Annotated in this window: 11 protein-coding genes; 5 read left to right on the forward strand and 6 right to left on the reverse strand. The window is 53.1% G+C overall.

All coding sequences use genetic code 11. The annotated features are described in order from the left end of the window. Positions 1-51: 51 nt before the first annotated feature. The 4 genes from NG665_RS00455 to hrpA all read right to left on the reverse strand — a co-directional run bounded on the left by NG665_RS00455 (position 52) and on the right by hrpA (position 7,518). Positions 52-831: an amino acid ABC transporter ATP-binding protein gene (locus NG665_RS00455; RefSeq protein ID WP_252673373.1), complete on the reverse strand. Its 780-nt coding sequence runs from the start codon at positions 829-831 to the stop codon at positions 52-54. A 15-nt stretch (positions 832-846) separates the two neighbouring features. Next, complete coding sequence (locus tag NG665_RS00460) at positions 847-1,821, reverse strand: amino acid ABC transporter permease (protein WP_252673374.1); 975 nt, start codon at positions 1,819-1,821, stop codon at positions 847-849. A gap of 38 nt (positions 1,822-1,859) precedes the next feature. After that, positions 1,860-2,774 (reverse strand): ABC transporter substrate-binding protein, encoded by a 915-nt coding sequence (locus NG665_RS00465; protein ID WP_252673375.1) that lies wholly within the window; start codon positions 2,772-2,774, stop codon positions 1,860-1,862. Between the two features lie 487 nt (positions 2,775-3,261). After that, a complete protein-coding gene (gene hrpA, locus NG665_RS00470; RefSeq protein ID WP_252673376.1) occupies positions 3,262-7,518 on the reverse strand; it encodes an ATP-dependent RNA helicase HrpA in 4,257 nt (1,418 codons plus the stop codon). A gap of 178 nt (positions 7,519-7,696) precedes the next feature. Here hrpA and NG665_RS00475 point away from each other — a divergent pair, with 178 nt between their 5' ends. From NG665_RS00475 to NG665_RS00495, 5 genes are all read left to right on the forward strand, one after another. Then, the gene (locus NG665_RS00475; protein WP_252673377.1) at positions 7,697-8,722 is read left to right on the forward strand and encodes an endonuclease/exonuclease/phosphatase family protein; all 1,026 of its coding nucleotides are present in this window, start codon (positions 7,697-7,699) and stop codon (positions 8,720-8,722) included. 90 nt (positions 8,723-8,812) lie between these two features. Continuing rightward, a complete protein-coding gene (locus NG665_RS00480) occupies positions 8,813-8,998 on the forward strand; it encodes a hypothetical protein (protein WP_252673378.1) in 186 nt (61 codons plus the stop codon). After that, positions 8,995-9,549, forward strand: coding sequence for a hypothetical protein (locus NG665_RS00485; RefSeq protein ID WP_252673379.1), 555 nt, complete (start codon positions 8,995-8,997; stop codon positions 9,547-9,549). The genes NG665_RS00480 and NG665_RS00485 overlap by 4 nt, the downstream gene beginning before the upstream one ends. Positions 9,550-9,611: 62 nt before the next feature. Further along, positions 9,612-9,977 (forward strand): helix-turn-helix domain-containing protein, encoded by a 366-nt coding sequence (locus NG665_RS00490; protein WP_252673380.1) that lies wholly within the window; start codon positions 9,612-9,614, stop codon positions 9,975-9,977. Beyond that, the gene (locus NG665_RS00495) at positions 9,974-10,393 is read left to right on the forward strand and encodes a hypothetical protein (protein ID WP_252673381.1); all 420 of its coding nucleotides are present in this window, start codon (positions 9,974-9,976) and stop codon (positions 10,391-10,393) included. Before NG665_RS00490 ends, NG665_RS00495 begins: the two co-directional genes overlap by 4 nt. On the opposite strand, the gene NG665_RS00500 is transcribed toward NG665_RS00495, so the two are convergent. Next, positions 10,352-11,467, reverse strand: coding sequence for an App1 family protein phosphatidate phosphatase (locus NG665_RS00500; RefSeq protein ID WP_252673382.1), 1,116 nt, complete (start codon positions 11,465-11,467; stop codon positions 10,352-10,354). The two genes, NG665_RS00495 and NG665_RS00500, sit on opposite strands and share 42 nt — an antisense overlap. A gap of 299 nt (positions 11,468-11,766) precedes the next feature. Then, a complete protein-coding gene (locus NG665_RS00505) occupies positions 11,767-13,011 on the reverse strand; it encodes an MFS transporter (protein ID WP_252673383.1) in 1,245 nt (414 codons plus the stop codon). Positions 13,012-13,026: the final 15 nt, after the last annotated feature.

The raw sequence follows: 13,026 nt of genomic DNA on the forward strand, positions 1-13,026 counted from the left end.
ATAGTCGAAGAATAGTCGAAGAAGCTAAGTCGTTCAGTTAGTGACTGCCACTTACACCACGCGAGTGAAGAACTCGCGTGCACGCTCACTGCGCGGATTGTCAAAAACATCCGCAGGCTTACCGGCTTCGATGATACCGCCGTCGTCCATCACAATAACCTGGTCAGATACTTCGCGAGCAAAACCCATCTCGTGGGTTACCACAATCATCGTCATACCCTCAGCCGCCAAATCTTGCATCACCGCAAGAACTTCGCCAACTAGCTCCGGATCCAAGGCCGACGTCGGCTCATCAAACAACATCAACTCCGGCTCCATCGCCAACGCGCGGGCAATCGCCACCCGCTGCTGCTGACCACCAGAAAGCTCCGCCGGATAATGATCCATCCGATCTGCAAGCCCAACGCGCGTCAACAACGCTTGTGCTTGAGTGCGCGCCTGGTCAACCGACTTACCCAACACGTGAACCGGGGCTTCCATCACGTTCTCCAACGCCGTCTTATGCGGGAACAAATTAAACCGCTGGAAAACCATGCCGATCTTGGCACGCTGCGCCGCCGCCTGCTTTGCAGTCAGCTCATACAGCTTGCCATCCTTTTCCCGGTACCCCATCAACGTGTCATCAACATAAATCGACCCAGCCTGAATCGTCTCGAGCAGATTAATACACCGCAACATCGTCGATTTTCCAGAACCCGACGGGCCTAAAATCGACGTCACCGAGCCAGGTTGAACCTCGAACGAAACACCTTTCAGCACATGTAGATCACCAAAGAACTTATGAACATCAGTGACGCGCACCTTCGGCTTAGAATCAAACGCAGTAGTCATTATTAATCCTCAAAATCACGGTGTGTATTCAGCAAACGGATCGTCGATCGTCGTCTGGGCGGCGTTAATAGCGGCTTGGCGGCTCGCCCGGCTCTTCTTCGTCGTGCGTGAACGCGACGAAACAGAACCACCAGCACTACCGCGGCCATAAAACTTCTCAAGATAAAACTGGCCCACCATCAACACCGAGGTGATCGACAAATACCAGATAGCGGCAACCAGCAAAAACGGAATCGGCTGGAATGAGGAGAACCCACTCGCATTCGTCACGTGAGTCAATTCAAGCGACAACGGCACCGCCGTCACCAACGACGTCGTCTTCAACATAGAAATCGTTTCATTACCAGTTGGTGGCACAATCACACGCATTGCCTGCGGCAAAATAATCCGACGCATAATCATCCCACTACTCATCCCCAACGCCTTCGCAGCCTCCTCTTGCCCCGGATCCACCGAGTTCAACCCCGAACGCACAATCTCAGCTAGATACGCGCCTTCATTAATACCAAGCCCAAGCACAGCAAACAAAAACATCGTATATTGGCGCTCAGCAAAAATATTATTCGGTGCGAAAGAGAAGAAATCAACCACGCCTGGAATGCCAACAGTGATCGTTGGAAACAGCGTGCCGATAAGTCCCCAGAAAATCAACTGAGTATAAATCGGCGTGCCCCGGAAGAACCAAATATATCCAGTTGCTACCGAGCGCAACACCGGATTATCCGACCGGCGCATAATCGCCATCGTCACCGCCAACGCAATACCCAACGCCATCGCAGCCACAGTCAGAGCGAGCGTCCACGCCACGCCTTTGACAATCTGAATCTTAAAAAGATTATCCCACACCACGCCCCACTGGAATTGCGGGTTAGTGATGAGCTGATTGAGAATCGCATAGGCAATGACAGCCACAATAGCTGCCGAGACCCACCGACCCCAATGGCGGACTGGAACTGCACGGATGAGTTCGGGGCTGTTGTGCGAAGGCATGATACGTCCTGGCTGTTGAGAGTTAATATGTAAAAGTTTTACTTGGCTGGATTGAGGATGGCCGTGGTGGCAACACCATCCTTGATACCCCACGTGTCGAAAATCCGTTGAAGTTCGCCGGTATCAATCAGATGTTGGAGTGCTTTAGTGAGAGCCTCGGTGGTAGCTTCACCCTTTGGAGTAGCAATTGCCAGGCCAACGACGTCGATCGGGGTGCCGATCTTTTCGATCTTGTTATTCGTTTGCAAAATGGCGTAGTCAATGACCGGGGTGTCGGCGAACATAGCGTCGAGCTGGCCTTGGGCTAGTTCGAGGCTAATGCGTGGTTGTTCAGACTGCCGTTGGATTTGGACGGGTTTGTCTTTGCAGTCCGTAGTGTTAAGTTCAGTGAGGAATTCATCTTGAGCCGTGCCGGTTTGTACGCCGATCACCTTGCCGCACACATCAGCTGGATCAAAGTTCTTCGGGTTTCCTGCGGGCACACCCCACTGCAAACCAGCTTCGTAATACTGGATGAGGTCAACGGTTTCTTGCCGTTCTGGATTGACTGAGATAGCGGCGATGCCAGCCTCGTATGTTGAGCCGATACCTGGGATAATCGCGGCAAACTCGGCATTTTCCATAGTGACCTCAATATCGAGGACTTTGCCTAGGGCGTTGGCAAGATCAACATCAAAGCCCTGCATGGTGGTGCCGTCTGCGGCATAAAATTCAGCAGGTGCATAAAATGCGTTGGTGCCGATGGTGAGTTTTCCATCCTGCTTAACTGCTTCAGGTAGTAATGCAGCGATCTCATCGACCTTTTCGATTGTTGATACGTCTGTGGCGCGCACATCGCCGGCAATAGCTGCGGCGTCGGATGCGTCAGTGGTAGACGTTGCGGCGTCGGAGCCACAAGCGCCCAAGGTGAGTAAGAGTGCAGCTGTTACTGCAGTAATCTTTAGGGTTTTCATGGTTTCTCCTCGCGGATGGAATTCTTGTTGGCTATTAACCCGGTGATGTAAGTATATACATGCGCGCGTATATTTATACAGTGGGTTTTAGGTAAGATGGAGCACATTCAACTGTTGCGAAGCCTTATATTGGTGATTTGTCGGGTTGTTGTGAGGTGTGGCATCAGGTCTGTGTGCCGAAACCGGGGTATATGGGGCGATGTCCTCATATACGGGGTCATCGCCCCATATACCCCGGTTTTGCGACAACTCCGCAGACGAAGGTGGCTTAGATGAGGCATAAAGGATTGGAAGTGCGTGCGGAAGCCGGGGTAGTTGTGTGGAAGTTGGGGGAGGAGTGCCGAATCCGTGCTAGTTTTGTGGAAGGCGGGGGAGACAAGCAGAATCCGGGGTATATGAGGATTTCGCCAGCCAGATTTGCACCTAGACCTTCGGCCACCGCCACCTACCTCAGCCAGATTTGCACCTAGACCTTCGCCACCTCAACCTATCCCAGCAGTTTCCGAATCCGCTGCACAGAAACCTTCCCGTGAGTCCCCAACTGCTGGGCAAAGAACGACACTCGCAATTCTTCAATCATCCATTGCGCCTTTTCGAGCTGAGCACTACGCTGCGGGTCATACGCAATATCCGCCTGCTGTTCTTGTGCAACAGCCTCACTAATATCAGCAATTTGCCACGCCAGGGAATCTTCAGCCGGATTTGTTCCAGCCTTTTCCAGGCGGATCTGCGCCCCGCGCAGATATCGCGGAATCTGCGCCAAATATTCTTCTGGCACGCCAGCAATAAAACCGTCGCGCACAAGTGAACTCACATGATCGCGTACATCGGTCACTGTATTAATAAGCGCCAATGACTTCGTTGTCCGAATCAAACTATCCACCTCGCCGTATGCTTCTAGGATACGTACCACGATTTGTGCCACCCGATAGATTTCATCTTCAATACGGTCGCGCAGCCATGTGCGAAGTTCGGTATAGGTTTCGACGCGACGAATCTGCCCAATCGGCTGTTTTTCTTCTCGTGCCCACCGATCAGCTAAGTTCCGCGCTGCTGCTAGGTGAAGATCGTCGATAAGCGCGGTGGTCGAGGAGTACGGCGAGGCTGCCATAGCCAGTGATTCACGACCAGTCCACCGCGAGCTGATTCGCGCGTCAGGTAACCTCAGTTCTTGTGCCAAGAGCCGGATGATTCCAAGGCGGTGGTCGCGCATTTGTTCTGCTGGTTCCGCAACAATCTGCAGTTCGACGCCGGTGCCTTCCTTTACTGGTACCGCCACGAGTGCAGGGTATCCGCGGATCACCATGCCATGTGAGCCGATAGATTCCACTGAATCAGGAATAGTGCCGTCAGGAGTTTGGGGCCAGGTAGATAAGACTTGTCCGATATGTGCACCCAGTGCGGTGTTGTCAGCTAGTTCGCCAGGAGTATGCGATGGCGTCGTCCTCGAGCCAGTACCGCCAGCACCACCAGCACTCGCCACCGCCTGCGACACCGCATTTTTAACTACAGATTCCACAGCCGTACGAGTTTGCGGCGCCAGCGAGCGCTGCAAATACTCAATCGACGTCGCCTCCTCCAAAACCGCCCCACGCTCGGAGCGCACTCGGAACGTGATCACAAGATGTGGCGGCAAGTCGGCTTGCTCCCAAGCTTCGTCGTCGATCTCAATCCCACGCGCCACACGAACCGCATCACTAAACGCGGCGCGGAAACTAGGCGCGCCAGGCTGCCCATGAGCTACTTCCTCCCAGCGCGGCAGGAGCGCGCCAACCTCACGCGCCACATCGGGTGCCGGAACCAGATGCCGGCGAATACGTTTAGGCAACCCGCGGATAGTGGCAACCACAAGTTCATCACGCATCCCCGGAACAAGCCAGTCAAACCCGTCGTCGCTCAACTGCGGAAGCAATGTGACCGGGACGTCGATACACAACCCGTCGGCGTGCGAGCCGGGCACGAACGTGTAGGAGATCGGCAACGCAACCTCGCCCTGCATCCACTCGGTAGGGAAATCCTCGTTGGACGCATCGTTCTCGCCAAGCAAAAATTCGCGAGTGAACGTCAGCAGATCAGGGCGATTATGCCGTTCTTTTTTCCACCACGAATCGAAATGGCGCCCAGATACGATAGACTCCGGGATACGTTCGTCAAAGAAAACAAACTGAGCCGCCTCATCTGCCACCAGCCCGTGGCTGCGCAGACGTTCTTCAACCTCGCGCGCATCGGCGAGCGCCGCCGCGTTGGCTTTAATGAACTGATGATGGCTACGCCACTGTCCCTCAACCAGAGCATGGCGAATAAATATTTCGCGGGCAAGTTCGCGAGCCGAGGGCGTGCCGATCGAGGAGAGCAAAACATGCCGGTCTGCGGTAACGGTAAGCCCGTAAAGCAAAACCTTTTCATGTACTTTCGCTGCGCCATCGCGGCTAGACCAAAACGGGTCGGAATAGGTGCGTTTGACCAAATGCGCCCCGACGCGTTCGATCCACGCCGGATCAATTTTAGCTACCGTGCGGGCAAAGAGCCGAGAGGTTTCAACCAGTTCGGCGGCCATCACCCAGTCCGGAGTGCGCCGGGCAAGCCCAGATCCCGGCCAAGTGACGAAGTGGGTGCCACGCGCACCAAGATAGTCACGTTTGCGTTGATCGTAGGAGCCGACGTTAGAGAGCAGACCAACGAGTAGCGAACGATGAATAGCATCAGCTGCAGGAGCATCTGCTGAGGCGCCAACCGCTTTAACGGCATGGACGACGTCGCGATTTTGGCTGACGTCGTTGTGTTTGTCGCGTGCTTGTTGGATTTGTGCAGCGGTTGGCAGAGCAATATTCTTCAATGTAATCCCAAGCGGTTTAGCCAGTTCGCGTAGTTGTGCGACGACGTCTTGCCATTCGCGGAAGCGTAACCAGTTCAGATGTTCGGCACGGCACATACGCCGGAATGCGGAACCGGATAGATCGCGTTGCTGTGTGCGCAAATAACGCCACAGATTTAAGTAGGCAAGGAAGTCTGAGCTAGGTTCGGTGAATCTCGCATGGAGTTGATCGGCTTGGGCTTTGAACTCGGCCGGGCGCTCGCGGACGTCTTGGACCGACATGGCGGCAACCAGCACGAGAACCTCAGTGGCGGCACCATTATCTACCGCGGCAAGCAACATTCGTGCAAGCCGGGGATCAATGGGCAATCGCGCGAGTTTCTGGCCGATCTTAGTCAGCACCGGGGTGTGCATGTCAGGTTCGAGGGCGCCGATTTCTTCGAGAAGCTGAATGCCAGCACGCACAGATTTTAGGTCTGGCGGGTCAATGAACGGGAAGTCGGCAACGGTACCGAGCCCCAGCGACGCCATCTGTAAAATGACTGCGGCCAACGAGGTGCGTTGGATTTCGGGTTCGGTGAAGTCAGGGCGAGCTGCGAAGTCTTCTTCAGAGTAGAGGCGAATCGCGATGCCATCGGCGACTCGTCCACATCGGCCTGAGCGCTGGTTTGCGGAGGCTTGCGAGATGGCTTCGATAGGCAAGCGTTGGACTTTGGTGCGCGGCGAATACCGCGAAATTCGGGCAGTTCCCGGATCGATGACGTAGCGGATTCCGGGCACAGTGAGCGAAGTTTCGGCAATGTTGGTGGCGAGCACGATACGCCGATTATTGTGTGGCTGGAAGATGCGTTGTTGTTCTCCCGCCGATAGTCGGGCATACAGCGGCATAATTTCGACGGCGCCGGGCACGGTTGAGTGCCCGCCTGGTTCAATAAATCGGTTGCCGAGTTCGTCTTTGAACGCACCGAAGGTTTCACGGATTTCGCCTTCACCAGATAGAAAGACGAGGATATCGCCCGGCCCTTCGCTCATGAGTTCTTCGGCGGCATCAATAATTCCGGTGATTTGGTCGTGGGCTTCTTCGCGACTGAGGTATTCGGCGTTTTCGCCGCCTGGTAGCGTCTCGGTTTCGCCGTCGAGCACCCTGGTTTCGCCGTCGAGTGGACGGTATCGGATTTCGACGGGGAAGGTTCGTCCGGAGACTTCGATAACTGGGGCGACGACGTCGTCACCGCCGTTGTGTATAAACTTCCCGAAGTGTTGTGCGAACCGTTGGGAATCGATGGTTGCCGAGGTGATGATGAGTTTGAGGTCGGGGCGTTTGGATAGGAGTTGGGCGAGGTAGCCCATGAGGAAGTCGATGTTGAGGGAGCGTTCGTGGGCTTCGTCGATGATGATGGTGTCGTAACGGCGCAGCATCGGGTCGGATTGGATTTCGGCGAGCAAGATGCCGTCTGTCATCAGTTTGACGAGCGTGGTGGGGGAGACTTCTTCAGTGAAGCGTACGTGGTATCCGATTGGTCCGCCGAGTTCGACGTCGAGTTCGTCGCAGATTCGTTGGGCGACGGAGCGTGCGGCGATGCGTCGCGGCTGGGTGTGGCCGATCATTCCGGTGATGCCGCGGCCCAGTTCGAGGCACATTTTTGGTAGCTGGGTGGTTTTTCCGGATCCGGTTTCGCCGGCGATAATAACGACTTGGTTGTCTTTGATTGCGGCCATGATGTCTGCGCGGCGGGCCGAGACGGGTAGTTGTGCCGGGTAGGTGATGGCCGGGACGATTGCTCGCCGGGCGGCTAGTTGTTCGGGGGTGAAGGGGCGCGGTCCGCGCAGTGCGCGCTGGTGCTGGTGGTTTTTCCGACGTCGATGTGCAGCAGAACGGCGTGGGCGGGAGTTCTCCTGAGAATTGGGGTGGCGGTTATTTTCAGACATCGTATTCTATTTTCGCACGGTCGTTGGGCGATGTCAGGGTGGTTCGCTGTGAGAGTGTCTGGTGTGGTGACTGTGTGGGACGTCGCAGGGATAAATGTAGGCGAGTGTTGTCGGATCATTTTTGTGTGGGAAGTGTGGTCTAGACTGGTGCTCAGTTAGATGAGAAAAGAGGCTAAAGATGAAATATCTCTGGGGATTGATTTCCTTAGCACTTGCGGCGTGTGCTGCAGTGCTTATTCGTCCAGATTTATTGAGCGTTACGCGCGATCTTGCCCTAGCTACGCCATTGGCTCAAGTGATGTCACTACGATTATGGTTAGCTGCGGGGTTGCTTTTCGTTGCCGTTGCGCTCCTGATTTTTTCTCTCGTGCGCCACAAACTGCTGGGTATGGGCCGAATCGCGGCCGTATTGGGAGTTGTACTTTTTGCTTCTAGTTGCATCCAGGTTGCGATGCTCATCGAACGCGGTATCTCTAATCCCGGAAAGCTCGATTCTGATCGCGGAGTTTCACTTTCCGCACAGGGCAACGGTGATATTACCGTGCTAACCTACAACACTTTAGGTGGCCAGACTGCGATGAAGCTGGTAAGCGAACTCGTCGTGAATAATGGCGTTGACGTAGTAATTTTGCCGGAAACCTCCGTTGCTCACGGGCATGAATTGGTTACTATGCTCGCTAAGAATGGCCTGGATTTCCAACAGTTTGACAACCACGCCTCAGAATATGATCCAGAATTCCGTTCCACAGTTCTACTTGTTTCGCGCGCTCTAGGTAGTTACGAGGAGTCCGATCTTGCATCGAGTTTGGCTGGAGGTGTTTCGGCTCGTCCAGTTACCGGCGAGGGGCCGGTTTTTATCGGTGTGCATCCGATTGCGCCGCTACCAGCGCTCATCGATCAGTGGCGTTGGGAAACCCACTCAGTTTATAGCTTGTGTTCAGAGCCGAACTTCATCATGGCTGGTGACTTCAATTCCACAGTCGATCACCAGATGGCGCACGGTTTTTCGTGTGCTGATGGTGCCTACGAGGCGGGCTCTGGTGCAGTAGGAACCTGGCCGGCTTCCACTCCAGCGATTCTTTCTGCGCCAATTGATCGTGTGTTGCACGATGGTAAGCGGTACACCGGTTCAGATGCTGCTGTGGTTCGTGTTGGAGATTCAGACCATCGCGGGTTACTTGTTCGGCTTTCGGCGAAGAAGTGAGCCGGAGAGGTGTTCGGCGGGTGCCAGGTTATGCGGGCGGTCGCTAGACTTTTCATTAACAGTAAGAGTGTTGAATAAAGGAGAATAGCTATGAAGCTGTTTCGTACATTGATTATTGCTGGCGGAGCCTATGTTCTCGGTGCCAAGGCAGGCCGAGAGCGTTACGAGCAGATCGTGGATTTTGCCGAGAAACTATGGAATTCTTCGCCTCTTGGTGGTTTTTCTGCGCCAAACCGCGATACTGTGAATGAAATTGTCGTTGAGGACGAGATGTGAATTTTGTACCAGCAACGGGGGCTGTAAGATGCTGTAACCCGCCGGTTGGATTAGCAAGTTACCGGATCCGTCACGCTGGTGGAAAACGTGAAAATAGTGATTGGTCGCCGCTAAATGACGCGCTTCCGGATGACTGCTGGGTGATGCTTGACATTCTAGAGTTGGGTTCGTTCCTTGAAAGTTTTGCCGGAGTGGATATCCATATCTCTGATGAAGAAATTGACGAGCTGATAGGTGCGGTGGAATATCAATTTGAAAGAGCAGCGTTTGGGAAACTGAGTTACGGGCGTCGTGCTGATGTGACGGAAACTCAATCGCAGCCGGGGCTGATTGAAATTCGGTTGCATGAGCCGTATGAACTCGGAGAGGGGAAATATCGGATTCGTATCTATGTGGTGGAACCAGAGCAGCCACCTTTTACGGGAATTGTGACTTTGCTGATGCATGTCAAACAAGATGGTAATAGCAGGCTTAATAGTATGCAGAATGACTTTATGGCAACGGCAATGAGTAGATGTGAATCATGGGTTGAGAACTTTCCTGTTGTCTAGTGAGTAGACATAGGATATATTCGCTATATGCACCAGTTGCATATAGCGAATGGGGGAGGGGCATGCTAAATCGCGAAAGACGTGAATCCATCCGTAAACGACGGGAACAAAATAAACGCGATCGGCAACTTATTTCTGACCTAGTAGAAATGCGCAAAAAATTAGGGATTGAGCAAGTAGAAATTGCGCAGAAAATGTCCGTTAGCCAGTCGACTATTTCGCGTTTTGAATCAGGGCAGGCTAATCCTACGCAACAAACTATTCGACGGTATGCTCGTATTGTTGGGGTAAGTATTGAATACCAACTAGTTTTAGATGCTGAAGTACGCCACGTTATCCAAGATGTAACCACGTATCAAGAAATGCCACATCTGCAATACGGAAAAAATAAATATACTGTTCATTACACTGACAAGGTTCCGGCATGACGCTTGACAAAATAGCCTTAGAGCATGTCAAAGTAGTGAAATCTGGAGTAGAAAATCTCATTCGTTCAGAAAATGTCCAGATTGACCAAGCGGACAAGCTGAACGTAGAAACTAATATTAGTTTCTACGTTCCGCAAGCTATTAATAACGAGCTACTAGTTGATGTTGAGTTTTTGATTAAAACTCAAATCGCCAACGTAAATATACACGTGCGTGGAATTTATCATTCTGAGGATGATCTTAGTGCGTTGCCGAAAGACTATGACTGGGAGAGTTTTCTTTCGGGGCGAGTAGTTTCTGATGTTTTGCCGTATGTGCGGGTATATGTTTCTCAGTTATGTGGAATGATAGATATTCCAGCGATTCCACTTATGCTAAAAGATCGTGAATCCATGACGACGGGCGCGCATGCCTAGTTCATATCCGTCTTTTCCACGGATAACCGGTACGCCGTCGCGTTCAATATCACGGTCCTCGCGGTCTTTGCGGAATGCCTCAGGTGAGCCGTGTGAGAGAACCTGCTCTACTGGGTTCAGTTCACGCAACGCAATCGCGCGCACTCGTGCTGGGTGTTCGCGGGCGAGCTCATCGTAGATGAGCGGATCGTATTGGCCGTCGTCGCCAACAAGAATCCACCGAATCTGAGGAAACATAATCAACAGATTTCGCAACTGCGTCTTCTTATGCTCCTGCCCGGAACGGAAAAGACCAGTGGGGGTCGGGCCCCAATCGGTTAAGAGCATCGGGCCGATGGGTAAATTATTTAAGCGCATGAAACGCAAAATCGTGGAATACGTATTCCACGCTCCAGTAGATAAGTAGAACACAGGAGCCTCTGGCGAACCGGCAAGCAGCTTTTGGTAAAACTCCGCCATCCCGGGGACGGCCTGCCGGGCGTTGGTGTGTTTGACAAATGAATTCCAGAAAGCTCGGGCAGCTTGCGGAAGCCAAGTGACTAACACAGTATCGTCAATATCGGAGACCAAGCCCAGCTTCGCTTTAGGTGAGACAATCATGACTGGAGCTTTAGTTGATTCACCAGCAACTGGTGTGATGGTGGCTTCATGCCAGCCTGGCGCTAACCCGTGATTTTCGACGACTATATCTAAATATCCACTGCGGTCAGTTCGGGCCTGAATTGTTTGATTACCAATCGTGACCGTGACAGGTAAAAATCCTACCTGGGTGGTGAAGAATTGCCGCCAACCACGCTCTGCTTCGACGGCCTTTTCGGTAGCGAAAGAAACAATTTCACCAACTCGTTGCCGAGCATAGGAATGAGTGAGGCTAGGTAAGAACGGTAAGGTAAAAGTCTTATCTTCGGCTTGCGGATCCTCCATAGTTGCGCGAGCGAGAATGCGCACTGCGACAGTTGAACCGTAGCCAGAATAGGCAGTAATACGGGGGAGCCAGCCGGCGCGCCGCCATTTGACGATGCCACGACGGTTAATTGAATCTTCGACATTGCGAGCAATATTAGCTAATCCCATAGATACAGTCTAACGAAAGTAAGCTAGTTGGGGTGGATGTCTTTGCTCCTGGCGTTATGTCGCGATTATCCGTCGAGGTGATCTTGCCGGCTGGTTCTGCTGGTTGTTCTTGCTTGGCCCTGCTGATTGATCTTGCTTGGTTGGTTCCGAGGAGTTTCTAGTCTCTTCATTGTTACGAAACCGGGGTATATGGGGAGATGTCCTCGTATATGGGCCTATCGCCCCATATACCCCGGTTTTGTTACAGGCCGGTGGAGTAGTCAGGTAGGTAGCTGAGGTAGGGCCGGTGGTGAGGAGTGTCAGGAGGATGGGTGGGAGCTACGAGAACTTACCACGCCAGCAACAACAACCCACAAACTAGCCGCAATAAGCAATGCGCTCAGCGGAGAATCTGGCGTGTTGAGCAGGTAGCCCAACTGCAATCCACAAATCGTTCCAACAGCACCAAAACTGTACGACCAACTCATGATGCGAGCGAACTGACTTCCGCGGAAGAACACCTGGCGGTGAGTTTCCAGGATAATCACCCGGGCTTTGTTGAATAGAACGTTGAAGAAAATGAAACCGAGCGCGGTATAGAATGGGGCGTTATTGCTGGCAATGAGGACGACGGCGATCACAATGTTCGTTGCCGAAAGACTAGCAGTCACCTGCAAGGCTCGCTTCGTTGGAATCGCCTTAGAAATACGTCGTCCAACGAGTGGGCCAACGGTTGCTGCACTGCCGAAGGCAATCAGCACCCACCCCATAGCCACCTGTGCCGAGCGGTCACTCAAGTTCGCTGCCCACAAGAACACCAGCGACCCAGTCAACGCTCCAATAACTTGCAAAACAAACGACAGCAACGGAGAAGCCGGGCCGGAACGGAACAGATCAAAGAAGAACTGACGCATCGGCAGGCGCGCACCGGTCGCCGAGAACTCCTCGTCGTCGGCATCAATCAACGCGGGCATAGCGTAAGTGTGCCGAGCCCACATTCGGAAACCAGCACCGGCAAGCGACAACACCGCGTTGGCGATAAAGAGAACCTGCACGGAAAGAACAGACATCCACGCGCCGGCCGGGCTGGCAACAACCAGGCCGATAAAGCCGAGCCAGGCATACAGTGCGGCGTTAAATGACAGCGCATGCTCTTCGGACTGTTGAGCGAACGCCGCGCCGTAAAACTCCTCAGCAATATCGGATACCGGTGCGAGGAAAAGATCGATCGCAATATATCCGATCAACAGCCACGTTCCAGGTATGCCAGTAAACGTCAGCGCAACAACAGCGACAACCGACAGCAAGGCTTCAATGAAATCAACAGTAATAAGCGTCGTATCCGGAGAATATTTCTTGAGGATATGCGCATAGAGCGGAAAAGCAAAAACACATAACTGTTCGGCAGAAGAAATCAGCACGAACGTGCCCACACTGACCTGGCCAGCAGCAGTGAGCGCGTTCCAGCCACCTTCAATGAGGCGATTACCTAAAACTGTGAGGATCAGGCCAACAACCATCACCCTGCGCACGCGGCGCAACGTTTGGAAAGACATCGGCGTCATGGTTAGTAATATTAA

The organism is Arcanobacterium pinnipediorum (assembly GCF_023973165.1).
GTDB lineage: Bacteria > Actinomycetota > Actinomycetes > Actinomycetales > Actinomycetaceae > Arcanobacterium > Arcanobacterium pinnipediorum.